Here is a 20,452-nt window from a genome sequence, read left to right as displayed (position 1 = left end):
ATTCTGCGCCTGGCTGGCCGGCGCTCGCCGGCGATGCACGGGGTGTGTGCGTGGCGGGGAGCTCGAGAGTCCGGATTCTGGTCATCGACGATGACGCCACGTTGCGTGGAGTCATCGCTCGCGCGCTCGAAGGGAGGTGCCTGGTGGACACGGCCGAGGATGCCGCGTCGGCGCGGCGCTGCCTGTCCGAGCAGGCGTACGACGCCGTCCTTTGCGACGTGATGATGCCGGATGAGACCGGACTCGATCTCTTGGGGACGCTGCCGGAACGCGACGCGGGGCGCTTGGTTTTCATGACCGGCGGTGTGGTCGGCGCCGACCTGCTCGAGCGCCTTCAGAGCTCGGGCCGCCCCGTGCTGCTCAAGCCCTTCCAGCTCGCTGCGCTCGAGCGCGTGATCGCCGAGATCGTCGGACCGAGGGTCACTGAGTGAGCAGCTTGAACTCGATGCGTCGGTTCTTCTGCTTGCCTTCGGCGGTCTTGTTGTCGGCGATGGGCTGATCGGGGCCGGCGCCGCGAGTAGTGATGCGTGCCGCGTCGACGCCCTGCGACACGAAGTATTCCTTCACCGCGTCCGCGCGTTTCTGGGAGAGCTCGACGTTCTTCTTGGCGTCGCCCACGTCGTCGGTGTGGCCGCTCACCTCGATGCGCACGTCGGGATTGTCACGCAGCACCTTCAGCGCCTCGTCGAGCACCGGCTTGGACTTGGGGCGAATGGTGGCCTTGCCGGTGTCGAACTCGATTCCCTGGATGACGCCCGTGAACTTCTTCACCTCGGCGGGGATCTCGTCCGGGCAGCCGTCCGCGTCCTGATAGCCGTTGGCGGTCTCGGCTTCGGTCGGACACTTGTCGTTGGGTCCGATGACGCCGTCCTTGTCGGGATCGGGATCGGGGCAGCCGTCGGGTGCGATGCCGGCCTGGTTCGGACACTTGTCGTCCCCGTCGGCAAATCCGTCGCCATCGGAGTCCTTGGGCAGCGGACAGCCGTGCTTCGTCGCGTCTTCGCTCTTCGGGCCGGCCTCGTTCGGACAGGCATCCTCGGCGTCCGCGATCTCGTCCGCGTCCGAGTCCGGGGCCTTCGGGCAGCCGTCCGGCGCAATTCCGGGCTCCTTGGGGCACTTGTCCGCGTCGTCGGCAATTCCGTCGCCGTCGCTGTCCTTGGGCGCAGGCTTTTCTTTCTTGCGCAGGTCCAGGGTGAAGGTGAGCCCCAACAACACCTCGGGGTGGTGGGCTTGCTGGCCCTTCGAGCCGCCGTTCTTCTGCGTCAGGTTGTCGCGCAGGTCCAGGCGCAGCCCGAGGAAGTCGTCCAGCGGCACCTTCACGCCAGCGCCGAAGTGCAGCGCCGGATCGCTGTCGCTGCCCAGCGAGTTGCTGCCAGCTCCGAGGCGGCTCATGCCAATCAGCGCAAACGGAGTCAGCCCACCGAGCGGCAGCTGTCCCAGCGCGTGAGCGCGCAGCGCCCACAGCCCCGCCGCCCCGTCGTCGTCTTTGGTCTTGGTGGGGGCGACGGCGCCTTCCACCTCGGCCCCCAGCATCGAGAGCGGGAAGTAGGCCACGCGGCCGCCGAGCTCGGGTGCGATCGACTTGAAGGACTGATGCGGCCGATTTTCGTCGTGGAAGTTGTGCTGCTCTGCGGGGAAGATTGCGCCACCGAACACCCCGACCTCGAAGTAGTTGGTCAGCGGTTTGCCTGTTTGGGCCTGGTCGGCGCGCGCCGACGGAGCGAGACCGAGCACGAGTGCGAGGCAGGCGGGGGCAAGGACGAGCGGGCTACGCATGGGGGATCTCCGGTGGGGAATGGCCCGCCAACCCTGCAACGCTCGTGCCGCGGGCGGGAGGCGTGAGTTCGGGGGAGTTTCCCCCGCCGCTGTCGGCTGCGTGCTTCAGCTTGTCGCTTCGAGCCCACAGCGGTCGGGTCTTTCGCTGACGAATGCGCGGCGCGCTCTGCTGGCACGTCGATTGCAGAGTTGTTTCGCCCATGACCTCCCGCATTTGGCTCCCCGCGACCCTCGCCGCCCTCGCCGCCTCTGCCAGTGCCAGCGCACAACCTGCGGGCTTGATGAAGCAAGACGCAGCGACGAGCGGGAAGACCGACGTCGCCGCGGAGGGCTTCCAGGCCGCCGAGAAGGATCAGGAAGACGCCAAGGACGCGACCGAAGCGAAGCTCCTCGCCGGCGGCCTGATGAGCACGGGCAACTCCCGCTCGCTCGCCGCGACCGGCTCCGGGCTCCTGCGCTTGCGCCGAAGCGCGAACCAGTTCAGCGCCGCGGCTGCCGTCAACTACTCGCGCTCCGCCGCCAAGCCCGGCGAGGACATGCAGACGACGGTGGAGAACTACCAGGGCAAGGTCCGCTACGACCGCTTCGTCAGCAAGCACGTGGCGCTGTTCTTGTCGACGTCGGCGCGTCGCGACCGCTTCCAGGGGCTCGACCTGCGCCTGAACCTGGACCCTGGCGTCGCGTACTACTTCATCGACGAGAAGACCCATCAGCTCTGGACGGAGGTCGGCTACGACTTGCAGTACGACGTGCGTCGAGACGACAACATCGAAGCCGCGGCGCTGAACGGCGAGACCGTGGACAAGACCGAGGTGCAGCACAGCGGGCGTGTGTTCGTCGGCTACTCGAACAGCCTGAACGAGCACGTGAAGTTCAACACCGGCCTCGAGTACCTCCAGGGTCTCCCCGAGACCGAGCGCTGGCGGCTGAACTGGGACGTCGGCTTGAGCTCGTCGATCGGCGGCGACTTCTCGCTCGCCACGACGTTCAGCTTGAAATACGACCACCACCCGCTGCCCGCCGTGAAGGAGCTGGACACCGTGACGGCGCTGAACCTTGTCTACACGGTGATGTGAGCGCTCACTTCTTCCCGACCGCGACCAGGTGGAGCGGTCGGGTGCCCGAGCCGAAGAGCTGGGCGAGCTCGTCGTCGAAGAACGCTCCGACGCCGCAGGCACCGAGCCCGCGCGCGCCCGCCTCGAGGTAGACCGCCTCGCCGGCCAGGCCCGCCTGCAAGAGAGCGTGGCGGAAGTCGCGGGGCTCGGCGGTCTCTGGCCGCAGGGCGAAGGTCACGACGAACGCCGCGCGGCCCAGCACCTCTTGACCGAGACCGGCCGCCTGAAGGCGCGGGGCGACGTCGGGGCTTGCTAGCGCGACCGCGAGAGCCTCGCCCAGCCGATAGGTGCCAGGGGCGAGCCCGGTCACGGCGCGGACCGCCACCAGCACCTCGACGAGCGCCGGCAGACCGAGCGCGCCGATGGCCCCTCGCGCCGCGTCGAGGACGGCATCGAGCTCCGCCCGGCTCACTGCCTGGCTCGAGAGATTGCGGAACGAGCGGCGCTCTCGCATCAGCGCCAAAGGATCGGCAGACCGGGCCCGCGGCTGCCACCCGAAGGCGGCGCCAGCGTCGCCCTCGGCTGGGGCGCCCTCGCCGAGTCGCCACGACGTCAGCCGGTGCGAAAGTCGGGTGAGCTCCATCAGGTCGGCGGAGTCCGGCAGGCTGACCGGGCCGTGCGCTGGGCGCTGCCGCGCCCCGCTGGGCGCTTGCCCGCCACATGCCGCCGCCAGGATCGCGCCCTCGCCGTCGGCGTCGAGCCCGAGCGCTGACGACAGCGCGTCGTCGTCGAACCAGGGCTCGAGCGTGCAGGGCAGGCCCAGCACGTCGGCGGCTTCGACGAGGTTCCATGCCACATGACCGGCGTCGAGCCCGACGTAGCGGTAGGCCCGGGTGTCGTACTTGAAGGCGCTCCGATCGAAGGTCGCACCGAGCACCACCACCAGAGGGGCGCTCCGCGCAGCGGAGTCGCCGGGCAACGCTCCGAGGGCGCGCGTCACGAGCTCGATCCCGCCGACGAACCGGAGCGCGTGCGCCTCGGGGTCGTAGTAGTGCACGCCGGCGGCGATGACCGCGTCACTCGGGGCGACGACGAACACGTCGGTCGGATAGAGCGCACCCGCGGACGCCGCGGCGCGGAACGGCAGCTCGTCGCCCGCCCGGGCAGTCACGCCATAGGTGTGGTGCAAGAGCTCTGAGAGCTTCGGCAGGTCGAGGCGCTCGGCCACGATGCGGGCGCCGGCGTCGGCTCGGGTCGGGTGGCCGAGCGCCCGAGGGCGGGGCAGGGTGACGCTCCGAGCGCCGTCCATCCGGCGCACGGCCGGCGGGCGCGGTGGCGCCACGCCCGGGGCTCGGAGCACTCCGCTCCGAGTGTGGCGCGACTCCGCCCACACGTACTCGGGCACGCTGACACGCTTGCCGTCGCGTTCGATCCACACGCTGCGCGACGCTAGGGCTGTGGCGCTGGCGGAGCCAGGGTTGGTGCCTCCCTCGATGCGGATGCGCTGGGCGGGCAGCGCGCGTCCGACCAACCAGGCGAGCGCAGGCGCGAGCAGCACGAGCCCGAACGCGATCGATCCGAGCGCGCGCATCGGCCGCGCGAAGCGCCTGCCGTCCGGGCTGAGCAGCCAAGCTGGGCTGGCACGTCGGAAGAACGCCGCCAGGCTCGGGACCTGAAGGGCCAAGTGAAGCGCGAGCACGAGCAAGAGGCCGTACCCGAACAGGTAGTGCCAGTCGAAGACGGGCAGATCCATCCTGGCGACCCAGAAGACTCCGAGGGCCGCCGTGACCACCACGTAGAGCAGGAGCACGAGCGCGACGGCCACGTTCGCCGAGCGGCGTGAGAGCCGGCCGCGCAGGAGCGCGACGGCTGCCCACAGCCCGAGCGCGAGGAGCGGTGCGGCTGCGATCCAGACTTTCACGCCCCGAGCGTACCCCCGAGCCTCTCGGGGTCGAGCTGCTTCAATCCGCGCCGTCCACGATCAAGCCCTCGGAGGCGACGAGTCGGTAGCCGTCCTCGTCCACCTCGAGCCCGAGCCCCGCCGGGGCCACGAGCTGGCGCAGCCGGCGCACGTTCTGCCAGAGCGGCGTGTCGTGCCGCAGCGGGTCGTAGTCGCTCCCCCACATGGCCCGCGTGAGCTCGTCTTTGGACACTACCGAGCCGGTGCGCGCCGCCAGGGTGTAGAGCAGTCTTCTCAGGACGGGGCGGCTCTTCAGCGAGGCTCCTCCGCCGGGCCAGCGGAGCTCGTGGCCGTTCACGTCGAGCACGGCGCTCGGCGCGCGCGCCGCCGGAGGCGGCTCCGAGACGGCTCCAGCACGACGGCGTGCCCACTCCTCGAGGGACACGAGCACTTCGGGGTCGGCGCCGGCGAGCGCGGCTTCGCGCCGAGCCTGGTCGATGAGACGTCGGGCCTCGCCGCTCTTGCCCGACCTCCGCGCCCCGAACGCCCGCGCGAGCACGGTGATGGCGAGGTCGAGCCCGAAGCTCTGGCCGTGTGCGCTCCGTTCGACGTCCGAGAGCGCGACCTCGGCGCTCGGGGCGTCGCCTTGCGCCGCGAAGCGCAGCGCGGCGATGGCTCGAGCTCGCACGAAGTCGCCCGTCTTGTCCCGCGGCGGCGTGGGCAGATCGGCCTCGAGCTGTGCGGCCGGATCGTAGCTCGGAGCTCGCTCCAGGCGCTCGGCCAGAGCTTGGCAGCCGAGCGCTCTCGCGCGGGCGAGCGCTGGCGCGAGCACGAGACGAGCCTCCCGGCGGCGCCCCAGCGCAAACAGGGTGCGCGAGTGCCAGAGCGCGCCGGTGAGCGCATAGTGCACGCCCCCCAGCGGCTCGTTGAGGCGCGCAGCCTCGCTCCGCAGGGCTAGCGACTCGACACGCTGGCCGCGGTCGAAGAGCAGCGACGCCTTGGAGGCCAGCATGAAGATCCGCGCGCTGTCGTCCTCCGGCTCGAGCTCGAGGTTCAGGCGAGCCAGGAGCGCGTTCGACTCTTCCATGCGGCCGGCACGGCTGTAGATCACCGCGAACGTCAGCGGCACGTAGATGGCGTTCTCGTCCAGCTGGGCGTCTTCGAGTAGCGCGCGCGCTCGCCCCAGGCTCGACGCCGCCTTCTCCCAGTTCTCCTCGGCGTTGTAGGTCATCGCCTCTTGCAGCGCGAGCCGAGCGCGCGTGTCGGGGTCGGTCTCTGTCTCGGCCGCTCGCGAGAGCAGCGCCCGCCCCGCTTCTCCGCGGCCCTGGAGCGTGAGCGCCGCAGCCAGCCTGACCACCGCGCGGGCTCGCTGCTCGGGGCTCGTGCTCGGCTGTTCGAGCAGCGGGAAGAGCAACGCCTCCGTCTCGTTCGGAAGGCACTGGTCGTAGGCCGCTTCTGCCAGCGCGTAAGCCAGCTCTGGAGGTGTCGAGCTGAGCTCGCGATGGAGGGCGCCAAGCTCCTCGTACGCGCGCTGCAGGTCGTAGTGGCGCCCGATGCAGCGCGCGCGCTCGATGCGCAAGGCCAAGCTGCGCCGCTCGGGCGGGACCAAATCCATGCAGCGCAAGAGCTCGCCGGTGGCCCCTGCACGGATGACCTCCGGCGCTCGCGAGCGCAACATTTGGTCGAGATCCTCGAAGCGTTCGAGCGCGACCAGCTGACGCGAGAGCTCCCGGACCAGGCTCTTGGGATCGAGCCCCGCGTTTGGCAGCACCCGGACCAGCTCGGCCCGCGCCGCACGCTGTTCCTCCGCCGACGCCCGCGCGAGCAGGGCCTCGCGGAACATGTCGTGGATGCGTGTCTCGCCCGTGCCCTCGACCTCGGCGACCAGCGAGGTGACCAGCGTGCGCAGGACCGGTCGAAGCCGGCCTTCTGGCAGGAGCTCCTCGAGCGCTGCGGCCCCGAGGGCGCGATCGGAGACCGCGAGCACCAGAGCGAGCAAGCGCGCGTCGCCGCTGAGCTCGGCGAGCTCGCCCCCGAGCAGATCTTCGTCGTCGAAGGGACCCGCGTGCGCGCGGCGCAAGAGCAGGGGATTGCCCGCACACTTGGCCTGGGCTTGGTCGAACCCGACGCGCGGGCCGTACAGCTCGTCCAGGGACTGCCAGAGCTCCCTCGACGCCTCGGCCGGCAGGCCTTCGATGGCGAGCTCGAGTCGATCCGGCGCGCGCGCGCCGACCGCCAGACGATGGCGCGAGGTGAAGATCGCCCGGCCTTGCCCCAGCCGGCTTGCCAGCACCTCCACCAAGCGGGCGGCCGGGCCGTCACCCAGCTCGTGGGCGTCATCGACGACCCAGGTAGCGCGCTGCGCGTTCAGGCGCGCGATCAGATCCCCGAGCCGCTGCTCGGTGTCCCGAGGCTCCGGGCGCGAGCGTGGGCCGAGCTCGCGGCGAGCGTCGTCGATGAGCGCGTCGAGCGGAGCGCTGCCCGCGTCGCAGAAGACGACCGGGCCCGGCGCGCGCCCGGCGAACACCCGCGCCAGCGTGGTCTTGCCGACCCCGCCGACGCCGTAGAGCCAGGCGACCGTGACTCGCGTCAGCGCCGAAGTGAGCCGCCCGAGCTCGTTGTCGCGGCCCACGAACAGGGGGGTGACGCCGAGGGCGCTCATTCCTCCCGACCTTCGGGCGACTTCGGCGCGACCTCGAAGCCCGAGAGCGAGAGCCTGTTTGCCTCTACTGTCAAGGCTCGCTTGCGCTCGCGCGGCTCGATGCGAGCGCGGAGCTCCGCCATGTGCTCGGCGAGCTCGGCCACGCCGGCCTCGCGCAGCCCCCGCTCGAGCTCGTCTCTGAGTCGTTTGCCGAGCGCCGGAGCCGTTCCGCCCGTGCTCACCCCGACGCTCAGCTTGCCGGCCCGCGCCACGGCGACGTGATCGAAGCCGTTGTGCCCGGGTTGGTCGACGGCGCAGAAGAGAATGCGACGCGAGGTGCAGGTCGGACCGACGCGCTCGAGCAGGTCGGCGTCGCGATCGGCGAGCACCACGAGCCAGCACTCGTCGAGGTCTTCCAGGGCGAAGTCCCGGGTCTCGAGCGTGATGCGGCCGCTCTCCGCCAGGAGCTCGAGCTCCGGACCAGGCGCGCTGCCGAGCGCGACAACGACGGCACCGGCGTCGGAGAGCTCGCGGGCGCGCCGCGCGGCCTCGCTGCTCGACCCGAGCACCAGGCAGCGCTTGCCCTCGAGCCTGAGCGCGACGAGGAAGCTCACTTCTTCTCCTTGGGCGGAGGTGGCGGCTTGTCGACCGCTGGGACGACGGTCTTGGTGGTGAACTTCAGCTCGCGCTCCGCCTCGCCGATGCGCTGCAGGAACAGCCCCGTGAAGGTGCTGAACAGCGCGTCGCCCGGCGCCGCGGTAGCGGTCCCGGTCGGACGGCTCACCCAGCGCTTGATCTTGTTGAGGATCTCGGTGCTGACCGGGTTCACCTGGACCTTGGCGGTCACGTAGATGCTGGCGCCGACCGAGACCTGCTCGCTGGTGCCCACCGGCAGGCGGCGCGCCTCGGCGCAGCGACGGATCACGCCGTCCACGGAGATTGCGGCGCTGGCTCGAGTTCCGCCGGGACGCGTCGTCTCGACCAGGTACACCTCGTCCCAAACGTGCCAGGTGATCTTGCAGGTCTGCGCCGTGGTGGAGACCGGGTCCTTCGAACCGACCTGGTGCACCGTGCCGGTGAGCACGATGGTGGTCGGCAGCCCGCGGCTGAGCTTGCGTCGGATCTCCGCGTCGATGATGTCGCGGAACGAGACGTCCACGAAGAGCTGCGTCTTCTGGTGGTTCCAGGTGAAGCGCGCGTCTCTGGGCGGGTCTTTCTTCTCCTGCGCTCGCGCCAGGCTGGTAGTGGCCAGCCAGACCACCGTGAAGAGCGCTGCCAGCGCGAAGCGTCGCCCGAGTCGCCGGGCGGTGGAGGTCACCGATTCCCCTCGTTGCGCACCGGCACGAAGCCGAGCACGTTGGAGAACGCGAACGCGAAGCCGCCGGCCGAGGTGTCCATGCGGAAGCCGACGTTGGCGGTGAGGTCCAGCGGGATCAGCTGCCAGCGCGAGTAGCCCCGAGGGGGATCCGTGAGATCGCGCCGGTGGGCGACCGCGTACATCCCCGCGCTCCCGAAGAAGTCGATGCCGTAGACCGCGCGCTGCCCACGATACAAGGGGATGCGGTACTCGCTGCCGATCTTGGCGGCATAGTGCCCGTAGCGAACCTCGACGATGGAGTTGTCCAAGAAGTTCGGCGGCGGGCGCCGGTCGACGTTCAGGCCCAGCACGCGCCCCGGCAAGAAGTCGCTGTAGTCACCGACGTAGTACTGCTCGAAGAACGGCGCGTCGCCGGAGATGGCGCCGCCGAACAGCTCGAGCCGGATGACGTGCTTCTTCCACGGCAGCGCCCACCAGCGTGAGGCGTGGAGATCCAGCTTCTGGTAGGAGTAGTCGCTGCCGAGAGGTGTGAGGCCGACCTCTCCCGTCACGCTCGCGAACCAGCCGCGAGTCGGCAAGAATGGGTGGTCGCGCGTGTCGTGCTGCAGGGTGCCGCGCGCCGTCGAGAGCACGCTGCGTCCCGGCAGGATGTCGAACAGAATCGGCTCGCGATCCAGGCCGCGGAGGTGAGACGCTGCCCGCGGCAGCTTGGCGTCGACGGACTCGAGCCGGTAGCTCAGCCAGAGCTGCGTCGGCACGGACAGGTCGCGTCCGACACCCAGCATTCCGCCGAAGCGTTTGTAGCGGACGACCGCGTAGTCGGGGACGGCGTCCAGCTGCGAGGTGTCGTCCCAGAGCACGTCGGCGTTGCCGAAGAAGTCCTTGGCGTCGTTGAACAGCACCATCCCGCTGGTCATCCAGCGCCCGCCCAGGAACGCGGGGTCGAGGAAGCGCACGCGAAGGGCGAGCTGCTCCTGCGCGAGCCCGACGGCGGCGCCCAGCGTGATTCCGGTGCCCGCCAGGTTGGTCTCGGCGACATCCAGGCCGCCATAGGCGGTCAGGGGCCGTGCGTTGCCGCGCTTGTCGGCGTCAGCGGACAGGCCCATCCACAGGTCGTTGACGATGACCGTGTTGCGCTCCTCGACGTCGATCACGAGCACCACCCGTCCGCGGGCCGAGCCCTTGCGGAGCGAGAACTGAACGTCGCGGAAGAAGCCGGTCCCGAGCAGGCGATACCGGGTGAGCTCGACCTCGGTGTCGTCCACGTCGATGATGTCGCCGAGCTTGAACGGCACGTAGCGCATCACCACGCGCGATCGCGTCCGGCGGTTGCCGCGCACCTCGATGGCCTCGAGCGTGTAGCGCACGCGGGACTCGCCGGACATGTCGGCGTCGGGCTCCGGCTCTGCGCGCGGCTCCTCCGGCGGGCCTGGCGGCGGCGAACGGCGCGACGGCTCCCCGCTCGCGGGCGAAGCGGGCGCGTCGGTGGTGCCCCAGGTGTCGGGCGGAGAGCTCGGTGACACGGCGGCGGACGAGGCCTCGGCGCTCGGCGGCGCCTCGGCGGTCAGGGGCGCCGCCGCCTGCGCGCGGAGCGCTCTCGGAGCGAGCGCGACGGCGAGCGCGATCAGGAGCGCGGCACTGTGCCGCATCCCGAGTTCGACGAAGGGGAGGTGGCGTCGATTCAAGCTGCTCTCTCCCCGTAAATGGGCGGCCGACGCCTCACGTTCCAGGAGCGTAGTCCAGGTCGGGGCCGCCGTCAGCGCGGCCGCTTTCGGCGCTCGAAGGGGTCCAGGGCGAGCGGTGCTAGACTGCCGGCCGTGCCGCTCACGAAAGGCAGCGCCATCGGGGGACGCTACACCCTGCGCCGACCACTCGGGGAGGGGGGCGTCGGTGTGGTGTGGGAAGCCGACAGCGCGCTGTTCGGCCCCGTCGCCGTCAAGCTCCTGAGGAGCGAGCTGGCGCGCGACCCCGATGCGGTCGAACGCTTCGCCGCAGAGGCGCGCTCCGCCGCGGCCATCTCCCACCCGCACGTAATCGCCATCTACGACATCGGTGCGACGATAGACGAGGTCCCGTTCTTCGTGATGGAGCTCTGCGACGGTGAGACGTTGGAGAGCGTCGTCGCGTCACGAGGCGCGGTCGGCTTCGAGTACGCCTGCGAGCTCTCGTGCCAGGTGCTCGGCGCGCTCGCAGCGGCTCACGACCACGGCATCGTGCACCGGGACCTCAAGCCCGGGAACATCATGGTCGTCCACCCGGAGCCGGACAAACACGAGGTCAAGGTGCTCGACTTCGGCATCGCCTGCCGGGTGAGCTCCGAGCCGGCGACGCCGGCGGGGAAGGTGTATGGGACCCCGAGCTACATGGCTCCAGAGCAGATCCTCGGCCGCGCGGTGGATCAGCGCGTGGACCTGTATGCCGTCGGTGCCATCCTCTACGAGCTCCTGACCGGGAGGCGCCCGTTCCAGGGCAGGAACGACGCGGAGATAATGACGCACGTGTTGCAGCGCCCGCCGATGCCGCTCCGCGCTTATGATCGCACGCTTCCGGCCGCGCTCGAGGAGCTGATCCGACGCTGCCTGTCAAAGGATCCGGCGCGGCGACCTGCCAGCGCCAAGGAGCTCCTCGGCGAGCTGGTGAAGTTCCTCCCGCCCCAGGCCCGTGGCGCGCTCCTCTCGACGCCCAAACGTGAGCGCCGGAAGAGCCTGCCGCTCCCCCTGGTGAAGCGCACCTCCGACGCAGTGGAGGACGTTCACAGCGAGCCCGCGCTGCCGCTGGTCAAGCGGGGTAGCGCGACTGGCCCGGGCTCCAAGCGTCGCGCCGTGCTCGAGCTGGTCGGCGACGCGACCAACCCCGGCGACGACGAGTGACTTTCATTTCTTGCCGCGGAAGTACTTGGTCGCGCGCTTCTGCCCCTTGCTGAAGAGCGCGCCCGAGGAGCCGAGCTTCTTAATCGGCAGCACCAGGTCCTTCGTCGAGACTTTGAGGGCCGCGGCGATCTGCGCAGCGCCCGAGCCGGGGTGCTCCGCGACGAAGCGCAGGATGCCGTCGGAGAGCGACTCGAGCTCCGTCGCCGAGCGCTTGGAGCCCCGGCCAGTCGGCTTCGGCGCCTTCGCAGTCTTCGCCCGACGCTTGGGCGCCGCCGAGGGCTTTTCGCCCAGCGCGTCCGCGACGGCATCGAGCGCCGCTCGGCGCACGAGCTCGCTGATCTCGGCGACGAAGACCTCGACTCGAGCGCGGATGACCCGCTCAAAATCCTTCATGGCCCGAGACGATTTCAGCCGGGTATTTCCCTGTCAAGCGGGGTCTCGCCAGGGCGCCCGTGGCGGGCGTCGGGAGAAAGTTGAAGTTGACGTAAGCTGCGGTTTCTCCAAATATCGCAGGGTGGATTCCCCGCGCTCGCGCATGCCGACGCTGCCGGACGGCGTCGCCGCCCAGCACGGTCACCTGTCGGCCAGCATTCGCAACCTGAGGCTCGTGCACGCCTCGGGGGTCGGGTGGGAGGAGCTGGCCGGTGTCATGGACCGGCTGATCGAGGACGTGCGCCAGCACTTCGAGTTCGAGGAGCTGCAGATGGAACGCGGCGGTTATCCGCGCGTCGACCATCACCGCATGCTGCACTCGTCGTTCATGGGCAGGCTCACCGCGCTCCGCGCCGAGTGCGATCGGCGAGAGACCGAGCTGATGGGGATCCTGGTCGAGCTGCTCGAGACCTGGCTCCAGAGCCACGAGGAAACCGCCGACCGGCACGCGATAGAGTATCTCAAGCTCGAGAGCTGACCCGAGCTCGACTCAGGCCCGCACGAAGGCGTGTCGATTGCCTTCGTTCCAGCGCGGCGTTCGTTCGTACAGGCCCGACAGCGCGCGCAGCCGGTCCGCCAGGTCCGGACCGAGCTGCTCCGCTCGGACGCGGTACGCCCAGTTCCCCTCGACGGTCGCCGGAGTGTTCATGCGCGCCTCGCTGCCGAGCCCCAGCGCGTCTTGGATGGGGAACACGGCGAGATTGGCCACGGAGGCCGCCGCGGCCCGGAGCATGTCCCAGTGGATCTGCTCGCCGCTCGCGCCGAGGTAACTCCTCGCGCGCAGGCGCTCCGCGTCCGAAGCGCTGGCGTACCAGCCCACGGTGGTGTCGTTGTCGTGGGTGCCGGTGTAGACCGCCGTGTTTCGCACGAAGCGGTGGGGCCGGTAGTCGTTGGCCTCGTCGCTGCCGAAGGCGAACTGCAGGACACGCATGCCCGGGAGCTGGAAGCGATCGCGCAGGGCGTGGACCTCCGGCGTCACGATGCCGAGGTCTTCGGCGACGAAGGGCAGCCCGCCGAAGACCTCTCGCGCGCGCTCGAAGAGTGCCTCACCGGGCACCTGGACGAAGCGGCCGACGCGGGCGTCGCTCGACCCGGCCGGGATCTCCCAGTAGCGGCGAAACGCGATGAAGTGATCGAGGCGCACGGCGTCGAAACGCTCGAGCGTCACACCCAGGCGCTCGAGCCACCAGTCGAAGCCGCGCTTCTGCATGTAGTCCCAGCGGTAGATGGGGTTGCCCCAGAGCTGTCCCGTGGCGCTGAAGGGATCCGGTGGCACGCCCGCCACGACCGTCGAGCGTCCGGTGTCGTCCAGGAAGTAGGCCTCCGGGTGACTCCAGACGTCCGCGCTGTCGTGCGCGACGAACATGGGCACGTCGCCCAGGAGCGCGACGCTTCGCGCGCGGCAGTGCTCGCGCAGACGCCGCCACTGGCGGCGGAACCAGAGCTGAACGTGCTCGTGGTAGAGCGTCTCTTCCTCGAGCTCGCGGCGGGCGGTCGCCAGGGCCTCCGGGGTGTGGCGCCGGAGCGCTTCCGGCCACTCCGTCCACGAGCCCGGGTGCTTGGCCTTCAGCGCCGAGAACAGCGCCCAGTCCGCGAGCCACGGGTTCGAGACGCGGAGCTCGGTGAGCTCGTCACGGTCGGCGCTGGAGCTTCGGTCGCGGGCCCGCGCGAAGGCCTTGCGCAGCCGCTCCTCACGGAAGCGCTGCACCTCGCCGAAGCTCGCGCCGGCGGGAGTCGCCTCCACGTCGGCCTCGCCGAGCAGCCCGTCCTCGACGAGGTCGCTCAGGCTGACCAGCCAGGGGCTGCCGGCGAAGGAGGACGGGCTGTCGTAGGGTGAGCCCGAGAATCCTGGGGGTACGACGGGGAGCATCTGCCACCAGGTCTGCCCGGCGGCCGCCAGGTAGTCGGCAAAAGCGCGCGCCTCGGCGCCCAAGTCTCCGAAGCCATGGGAGCCCGGCAGCGAGGTCGGATGGAGCAGAATTCCGCTCGCGCGTTCGTCGAGCTCGGCCACCCGCGACACGCTCAGGCGCCTCCGCCCGGGGGGGGCTCGGCCGGCGCGGGCTCGGCCTTCGGCGGCTTCAGGAGAGAGACCACGATGGACAACGTGAGCACGCCTGCGATGACGCCCAGGCTGGCGAGGTTCGGCACCTTCACGACCTGCGAGAGCAACATCTTCGCACCGATGAACACCAGAATGACCGCCAGGCCGAGGTCCAGGTAGTGGAAGCGGCTCATCATGCCGGCCAGCATGAAGTAGAGCGAACGCAGGCCCAGGATGGCGAAGATGTTCGAGGTGTAGACGACGTACACGTCGTCGGAGACCGCCAACACCGCCGGCACGGAGTCCACCGCGAACAGCACGTCGGTGAACTCGATGACGAGCAGTACCAGGAACAAGGGCGTCGCGTGACGAAGCCCGTCCTTGATGATGAAGAACTTGTCACCGTCGAACTGGTCGGTGGTCCGCATGTACTTGCGCGCGAAGCGCAGCGCCAGGTTCGACTCGGGATCGACGGACTCGCCCTCCTTCTTCAGCGCGAGCTTGATGCCGGTGATGACCAGGAAGCCACCGAACACGTACATCATCCAATGGAAGCGGTGGAGCAGCGCGCTCCCCGCCAGGATGAAGATGGCGCGCATCACCACGGCCCCGACGATGCCCCAGAACAAGATGCGCTGCTGCTGTCGCTCGCGGATGCCGAAGTACGAGAAGATCACCAGGAACACGAACAGGTTGTCGACGGACAGGGACTTCTCGACCAGATAGGCGACGATGTACGTCACCGCCTTGTCGAGGGTCATGCTCCAGTGCACGTAGCCGGCGAACGCCAGCGCGGCGACGATGGCCACGACGCTGCGCACGCTGGCCTCTCGGAACGAGACAGCGTTCGAACCCTTGCCGACGAGCAGGCGGTCGAGCAGCATGGTCGCGACGATGGCGGCGGCGAAGGCCGCCCAGTCGAGCCAGGTCGCGGTTCCGAGCATGAGCCGCGTTTGCTAACACGCCGGGGTCCGGGGGCGCCAGCGCCGAAACACGAGGAATTTGCCGGATCTCAGACCATTTGCTGAGGCTGCCTGGCCCGGTCCTTGCGGCGCCACACGCCCTGCAAGATGCGGGCCCCTACGTCCAGCCGGATGAACGCCAGCATGGCGATGAGCACGGCAAAGAGCCCGACGCCCGCGATCCAGCGGTTGTACTCCTCGCGGACGAAGACCTTGCCCTCGCCGACGCGCGGCATCCCCCGGGGCTCGACCGGGAAGCCATTCTGCTTGGCGAGCTCCTCGAGATTGGTGAGGTGGACGACCGGGACACCTCGCTCGGCGAAGCGCAGCATGACCGAGTCGGCCAGGCCGGCGCCGCCCGGGGGCTCCATGTTGAGGCCCGGCTTGAACTGCTTCTTCCCCACGTGGGTGCCCACCGAGGCGGTTCCGCCGCCCACGTTCACGTACGCCTTGATCTGCTTGCCGCCGGCTTTGGCGTCGAACATCTGCATGCGCTGGTCGATGCCGTCGGCCAGGTTCTTCGCGTCGATCTTCTCGACGCCGACCCGCTTGATGGCCTCGTCGATCAGGTTGCGTCCCTCCTGCGACATGCCGAAGCCGTAGTCCTCGATGCCTCCGCGCGACGCGGCGATGGAGCGGAAGGCGAAGATCCGCTTTTCGAACAGCGCCTTCTCCATGTCCAGCCACATGAAGCTGGGGTCGTTCGCTCCCCACTCGGAGGCGGAGGCGCTGGAGATGACGATGGGCGTGAGCTCCAGCGCCTGCACCGCGGCGAAGGTCGCGACGCAGAGCGCGGGGAACGAGCCGGAGGCGCCGACGGCGACGACGTCCCCCTTCTCCACCCCGGCCCTCGCCAGCCAGTGCACCACCAGCGCGGCGAAGTTCGGGTTCACGCTCAGCCGCTTGGCGGAGATGTAGCCGGTGTTGGAGGTGACCGGGGTGACCGAGCGGCCGATCAGACCGGTCTGGTTGGGGTCGGCCTCCGGGTCGATGCCCACGCCCCTGGCGATCTTCTCGGACTTGATCGCGTTGAAGGCCTCGAGCGCCAGGCGCGCGGCCACCAGCTTCTCCGGGTAGTTGCGCTGGCGCCGCGCCACCGGGAACTTCTCGACCGCCACCAGCGCCGAGACCGCGACCATGGCGATGAGCAGCATGGCCCGGCGCGGGACGCCCTGCGGGCGCCAGTAGACCTTCTTCATCCGCGGAGCTCCGCCCCAACCGCCAGGACCAGGATCAGGCGCACGACCACCGACGCGGTGATCAGCGCGGCCACCGTCTCGATCACGCCTTGGCGATCGAGCCAGAGCGCGATCAGCCCCGGGATGATGAAGCCGATCACGGTCATGTCCACGCTGTTGTGGGCGTAGACCCCGGTGGACCAGCGTAGCAGCATGCCGACCAGGTACCCGATCAGGATCATCAACACGGTGCGGCGCCGCCCGTAGATGATGGTGAAGGACGACAGGGTGTGGACGATGGCCCAGGTGGCGAAGCCGGCCCCGATGGTCAGCGCGACGTCGACCGGTTTCGTCAGGTTCAAGGCCACGTAGCCGGGCACGATCAGTCCGCCCGCGGCGATGCCGAACATCTCAGTGAACAACAGGCTGACGGCCAGGCCGATGCCGACCGACAGGGGCAGGTACTCCATCATGCGGATCGTTTCCGGGTGTTCGTGCCCTTGGGATGGGCGCGGTTGGCGAAATACCGCGTGAGGGGCAGACCCTGCCCGCCGATGTTCCCCATGCCGAACACCAGCGCGGAGTCGTCCACCAGGCCCACCACGCGCTCGAAGATCTCGTCCTCGCTGGCCTCTTCGGCGATCTCGAGCTTGGAGGGGTCGAGCCCGGCCTTCACGGCGGCGCGAGCGAAGAGGTACGTGCCCGTACCCATGGCGACCACGAAGTCCGCCGGCGTCCAGCGCGGCAGCTCCTGACCGAGCTGGAGCGAGCGATCGGGACGATCCTCCCGGCAATTGACCAGGGCGACCTTGGTGGCAAGCCCCGGGTATTTCCCGATGGACAGGTTCCAGAGCTGCTCCGTCGAGACCGGATCGTTGGCGGCGAAGCCGTTCACGAACACCAGGCGACGGCCGAAGAAGTCGAGGGCGTACTCCCTGAGCGCGCCCGGATCAGGGCGACACGACTGCATCCCCCCGAGCGCCACCTCGCGCTCGATGCCGAGGTCTTCCGAGACCTTTAGCGCCAGCGCGATGTTCTCGCGGTGCTCGGTGTAGCTGAATGCGGCGAGCTCGGCGGCGGTGATGGCTTCCGCCTGCTCCGGGCCGACCGCGACGAGCTCGGTGTCTCTGTCCTTGCAGGCTTCCTCCAGGATCGCCAGCTGCTTCCGCTCGGCGGTGTAGAGCTTGCCCTTCACCGGGATCATCGACGCCAGCGCCCGCGCCACGTCCGCGTCCTCCGGTCCCATCACGTCCAGGTGGTCTGGGCGGGCGTTGGTGATGACGCCGTGGGTCGCACGCACCAGCTCGAGCTCCGAGAGCCCCTGAAGCTCCGGTTGCAGCGCCATGCACTCGATGACGAGCGCCTGAGCCTCGTGGGCCGCGGCCACCGCCACGATGCGGCGCTGCTCGATCACGTTCGCGCCCGAGGGGCGGAAGATGGGCAGCTCGCGGCCGTCCGGTAGGATGAAGCGCGCCAGGGTTCCCGTGGTCTTGGCGCAGGTCACGGTGCCGTGGGCGCGCAGGGCGCCGGCGATCAGGCGCGTCACGCTGGATTTTCCCCGCGTTCCGTTGACGTGGACGCGCAGGGGGATCTTCCTCAGGTTGCGCCGGTGCACCACCCGCTCCACGGCCCCCGCGCCGACGAGCACGCCGGTCACGATACCGAGGGAGAGAGCTGCGGTCGCGAACGCCAAGGGGGCGGCGCAGGTTAGGGCATGTTCGTCGGGCGCACCACTCCGAAGAGCGGGCGCCCGAGGGAGGTGTCAGGCGACGTTCTTGATCCCGAAGTGCTGCTTCGGCGGCTGGAGGGAGGCCTCTCCGCCCACCTCGCGGATCACGCGATTGCCCTCGAAGTACACCTGCCAGTAGTTGTCCGTGTGCGTGTACGGCCGGACGGCGAGCACGGGCCCGGCGAGGGAGTACTCCAGGATCTCGACGTCCGGGGCGGGTTTGGCGACGACGTTGGGGATCGCCGCGAGCTTGTCCTTGAGGCGGGTGATGGTGTCGGCCACGTCGGCCGTGTGGTCGAGCTGTGCCTTCAAGTCCACGCGCCGGTAGGGGTTCGAGGAGAAGTTCTGGATCGTGTCACCCAGGACCTTGGTGTTTCCGATGTAGGTCTCGACGTTGTCGGGGGTGTCGATGACGGTGACGAAGAGGCCGATCTCCTTGACGGTGCCCAGCATCCCGCCGACCGACACGAAGTCGCCGACCTTGATCGGGCGCAGGATGACCAGGAACACACCGGCCGCGAAATTGCCGAGCAGCCCGCTCCAGGCCATGCCGATGGCGACACCGGCTGCCGCGAACAGCGCGGCGAACGAGGTGGTCTCGATGCCGAAGTAGCCCAGGATCGCCACCACCAGGGCGATGTGCAGGAGCACCGAGACGATGTTGCCGAGGTAGCGCTGCAGCGTGGCGTCGACGTTCCGCGCGGTCAGGGCGCGCTTCATCAACGAGACGGCGAAGCTGATCAGCCAGCGGCCGATCATGTAGCCGATGAAGGCGCCCAGGATCTTGAGCCCGATGTCGAGGCCGCGGGTGGTCAGGGTTTCGATCAGGGAAGCGGTCATTGGGTCACCTACTTTTCAACGAACGGATCAGCGGCTGGTTTCGTTGCGCCTGGCGCCGACGTCAAGCAAGGCATGTGCCCGGGTCGCGATCACGGGAAACGCGCGCTTTTCGCGCGGCCAGCTGTCGGCTGCGAGCGACAGCTGATGGCGGAGCCCCACAGGGGGCGCTCACGCGCGCAGATCGACGGCGAGCTGCGCACCGGCGCGGTGGGCGAGGGCCATCAGCGTCAGCGTCGGGTTCTTCTCGGGGTGCGTCGGAAACACCGAGCCGTCTACCACCAGGAGCCCGCGGACCTCGTGGCTCCGGCAGAAACCGTCCAGCATGCTGCTCCGCGGGTCGGCCCCCATGCGGCAGGTGCCGACCTCGTGGATGGCCTCGCCCGGGAGCTTGTGCGTCACCCGCGCCAGGCGGCACTTCCCGACGGTCGCCGTCACGAGCTCGAGCGCGACCTCCACCATGCGGCGGGCGAGCGCCTGGTCGCTCTCGGATCGCTGGTAGTCGGCGCGCAAGAGCGAAACCCCTTGCGGGCTCTTCGCACCCGTCAGACTGAGGCGATTGTCCCGTCGCGGCGTGGCTTCGGCGAGCCCCCAGAGCTCGAGCGTGGGCTCTTCGCCGCGCAGCGCCACGTATTGAAAGCCGCCGCGTAGGCCCGGCGGGTTTTCGAACGCGCGGCGATTGAAGCGCGGGACGAGCCCCACGCCCTCGCCTGCCGGGTGCCCCGTGAGCTCGGCCGGCGGCTCCTCGAAGGCGAGCGAGAGCTCCACCATCGGGTGGTCCATCAGGTAGCAGCCCAGCGTGCCCGAGGCGTTGCCGAGCCCGTTCGGGTAGCGCTGGCTCGACGACGCGAGCAGCACCCGCGTCGAGTCCAGGGTCCCGGCGGCCAGCACGACCGCCCGCGCCGGCTGCGTGACCTCTGCGCCGGTGCGCTCGTTCAGGTAGGTGACTCCGCTCACGCGGTTGGTCCCGGCGTCGGTCTCCACGCGCAGCGCCATCGAGCGCGCGCGCAGCGAGAAGAGCGGGCTCGCCGTCAGCGCTCGTCGAATGAACACGTCGGCGGCGAAAGGGCGGCCGCCGAGGGCCGTGGAGCGGCTGGCCCGGAGCTCGGTGATGGGAGCGCCGGCTCGGGCGAAGGCTTCACCGAAACGCTGCAAGAGCGCTGGCGTCCCCGCGCTGCGCACGAACTGCCCGTCCGGGCACTCCACCAGGCCAGCGGCGCTACCGGTGACCTCCAGCAGCCGCTCCATGGCGGCGTAGTGCGGGGCGAGCTCGTCGTAACCGACGGGCCAAACGTGCTCCGGGCCGAGCTCTCGCCCGTCCACAAAGTCCTGTGCGCTGAAGCGCAACGAGCCGCCGCCCCAGGCGGTGGTGCGCCCGCCGACGTGGCGGAACCGGCTCCAGACGAACGGCTTGCTTGCGGGCAGCTCGAGCGCTTCGCCGGGCGGCTCGATCAGCGGGTCGTCCGTTGGCTCCCGCGGGAACACCGGGCCGGTGGACAGCATCATCACCGGGACGCGGGCGTCGAGGAGCGCCTTGGCCGCGGCGACCGCGCTGGCGCCGGCCCCGACGACCACCACGGGTGCTTCGCGCCGGCGCGCCCACTGCCCCGCACGCCAGAGCGCCCCCAGGCCGAGGAGAGCGGCGCCTCCGGTCACCAGCGAGCGACGCGAGACGCGCTCGCCTTTGCTCGCCTTGCCGCTCTCGCCCATCGC

At 69.8% G+C, this 20,452-nt stretch carries 18 protein-coding genes; 4 read left to right on the top strand and 14 right to left on the bottom strand.

Annotation, left to right across the window (positions count from 1 at the left end; translation table 11 throughout):
* Nucleotides 1–101 precede the first annotated feature (101 nt).
* Nucleotides 102–431, top strand: coding sequence for a response regulator (locus HS104_25790; GenBank protein ID MBE7483376.1), 330 nt, complete (start codon nt 102–104; stop codon nt 429–431).
* Here HS104_25790 and HS104_25785 read toward each other — a convergent pair.
* A complete protein-coding gene (locus tag HS104_25785) occupies nt 421–1,776 on the bottom strand; it encodes an OmpA family protein (protein MBE7483375.1) in 1,356 nt (451 codons plus the stop codon). The genes HS104_25790 and HS104_25785 overlap by 11 nt on opposite strands.
* A gap of 200 nt (nt 1,777–1,976) precedes the next feature.
* Here HS104_25785 and HS104_25780 point away from each other — a divergent pair, with 200 nt between their 5' ends.
* Nucleotides 1,977–2,852: a DUF481 domain-containing protein gene (locus tag HS104_25780; protein MBE7483374.1), complete on the top strand. Its 876-nt coding sequence runs from the start codon at nt 1,977–1,979 to the stop codon at nt 2,850–2,852.
* Between the two features lie 4 nt (nt 2,853–2,856).
* On the opposite strand, the gene HS104_25775 is transcribed toward HS104_25780, so the two are convergent.
* Genes HS104_25775 through HS104_25755 form a run of 5 tightly spaced genes read right to left on the bottom strand, consistent with a single transcriptional unit; the run spans nt 2,857 to nt 10,339 of the window.
* The gene (locus tag HS104_25775) at nt 2,857–4,752 is read right to left on the bottom strand and encodes a SagB family peptide dehydrogenase (GenBank protein ID MBE7483373.1); all 1,896 of its coding nucleotides are present in this window, start codon (nt 4,750–4,752) and stop codon (nt 2,857–2,859) included.
* Between the two features lie 40 nt (nt 4,753–4,792).
* Nucleotides 4,793–7,393 carry a winged helix-turn-helix domain-containing protein gene (locus tag HS104_25770; protein MBE7483372.1) on the bottom strand — a complete coding sequence of 867 codons (2,601 nt, stop codon included), beginning with the start codon at nt 7,391–7,393 and terminating at the stop codon, nt 4,793–4,795.
* Nucleotides 7,390–7,986 carry a bifunctional precorrin-2 dehydrogenase/sirohydrochlorin ferrochelatase gene (locus tag HS104_25765; GenBank protein MBE7483371.1) on the bottom strand — a complete coding sequence of 199 codons (597 nt, stop codon included), beginning with the start codon at nt 7,984–7,986 and terminating at the stop codon, nt 7,390–7,392. The genes HS104_25770 and HS104_25765 overlap by 4 nt, the downstream gene beginning before the upstream one ends.
* Entirely contained in the window at nt 7,983–8,690 is a 708-nt protein-coding gene (locus HS104_25760) for a hypothetical protein (protein MBE7483370.1), read from the bottom strand. The genes HS104_25765 and HS104_25760 overlap by 4 nt, the downstream gene beginning before the upstream one ends.
* Nucleotides 8,687–10,339, bottom strand: coding sequence for a BamA/TamA family outer membrane protein (locus HS104_25755; protein ID MBE7483369.1), 1,653 nt, complete (start codon nt 10,337–10,339; stop codon nt 8,687–8,689). The genes HS104_25760 and HS104_25755 overlap by 4 nt, the downstream gene beginning before the upstream one ends.
* Before the next feature lie 168 nt (nt 10,340–10,507).
* On the opposite strand from HS104_25755, the gene HS104_25750 reads away from it, so the two are divergent.
* Nucleotides 10,508–11,560, top strand: a complete 1,053-nt coding sequence (locus HS104_25750; GenBank protein ID MBE7483368.1) for a serine/threonine protein kinase — start codon at nt 10,508–10,510, stop codon at nt 11,558–11,560.
* Between the two features lie 3 nt (nt 11,561–11,563).
* Here the strand turns inward: HS104_25750 and HS104_25745 are convergent, their stop codons facing one another.
* Entirely contained in the window at nt 11,564–11,953 is a 390-nt protein-coding gene (locus HS104_25745) for a DNA-binding protein (GenBank protein ID MBE7483367.1), read from the bottom strand.
* Between the two features lie 121 nt (nt 11,954–12,074).
* Here HS104_25745 and HS104_25740 point away from each other — a divergent pair, with 121 nt between their 5' ends.
* A complete protein-coding gene (locus HS104_25740; GenBank protein MBE7483366.1) occupies nt 12,075–12,470 on the top strand; it encodes a hemerythrin family protein in 396 nt (131 codons plus the stop codon).
* Nucleotides 12,471–12,482: 12 nt separating this feature from the next.
* Here the strand turns inward: HS104_25740 and malQ are convergent, their stop codons facing one another.
* The 7 genes from malQ to HS104_25705 form a co-directional block, all read right to left on the bottom strand.
* Nucleotides 12,483–14,003 (bottom strand): 4-alpha-glucanotransferase, encoded by a 1,521-nt coding sequence (gene malQ / locus HS104_25735; protein MBE7483365.1) that lies wholly within the window; start codon nt 14,001–14,003, stop codon nt 12,483–12,485.
* A gap of 11 nt (nt 14,004–14,014) precedes the next feature.
* The gene (locus tag HS104_25730) at nt 14,015–14,977 is read right to left on the bottom strand and encodes a TerC family protein (protein MBE7483364.1); all 963 of its coding nucleotides are present in this window, start codon (nt 14,975–14,977) and stop codon (nt 14,015–14,017) included.
* A 68-nt stretch (nt 14,978–15,045) separates the two neighbouring features.
* Nucleotides 15,046–16,194: a poly-gamma-glutamate system protein gene (pgsW, locus tag HS104_25725; protein ID MBE7483363.1), complete on the bottom strand. Its 1,149-nt coding sequence runs from the start codon at nt 16,192–16,194 to the stop codon at nt 15,046–15,048.
* Entirely contained in the window at nt 16,191–16,643 is a 453-nt protein-coding gene (pgsC, locus tag HS104_25720) for a poly-gamma-glutamate biosynthesis protein PgsC (GenBank protein MBE7483362.1), read from the bottom strand. Before pgsC ends, pgsW begins: the two co-directional genes overlap by 4 nt.
* Nucleotides 16,643–17,866, bottom strand: a complete 1,224-nt coding sequence (pgsB, locus tag HS104_25715) for a poly-gamma-glutamate synthase PgsB (protein ID MBE7483361.1) — start codon at nt 17,864–17,866, stop codon at nt 16,643–16,645. Before pgsB ends, pgsC begins: the two co-directional genes overlap by 1 nt.
* A gap of 69 nt (nt 17,867–17,935) precedes the next feature.
* Nucleotides 17,936–18,742 carry a mechanosensitive ion channel family protein gene (locus HS104_25710; protein MBE7483360.1) on the bottom strand — a complete coding sequence of 269 codons (807 nt, stop codon included), beginning with the start codon at nt 18,740–18,742 and terminating at the stop codon, nt 17,936–17,938.
* A gap of 168 nt (nt 18,743–18,910) precedes the next feature.
* Nucleotides 18,911–20,449 carry a GMC family oxidoreductase gene (locus tag HS104_25705; GenBank protein ID MBE7483359.1) on the bottom strand — a complete coding sequence of 513 codons (1,539 nt, stop codon included), beginning with the start codon at nt 20,447–20,449 and terminating at the stop codon, nt 18,911–18,913.
* Between the last annotated feature and the right edge of the window lie 3 nt (nt 20,450–20,452).

This window comes from Polyangiaceae bacterium (assembly GCA_015075635.1).
Classification (GTDB): Bacteria; Myxococcota_A; Polyangia; order Polyangiales; family Polyangiaceae; genus JADJKB01.
Note: the sequence above shows the minus strand (reverse complement) of the source record. Positions and strands in the feature narration are given on the sequence as shown.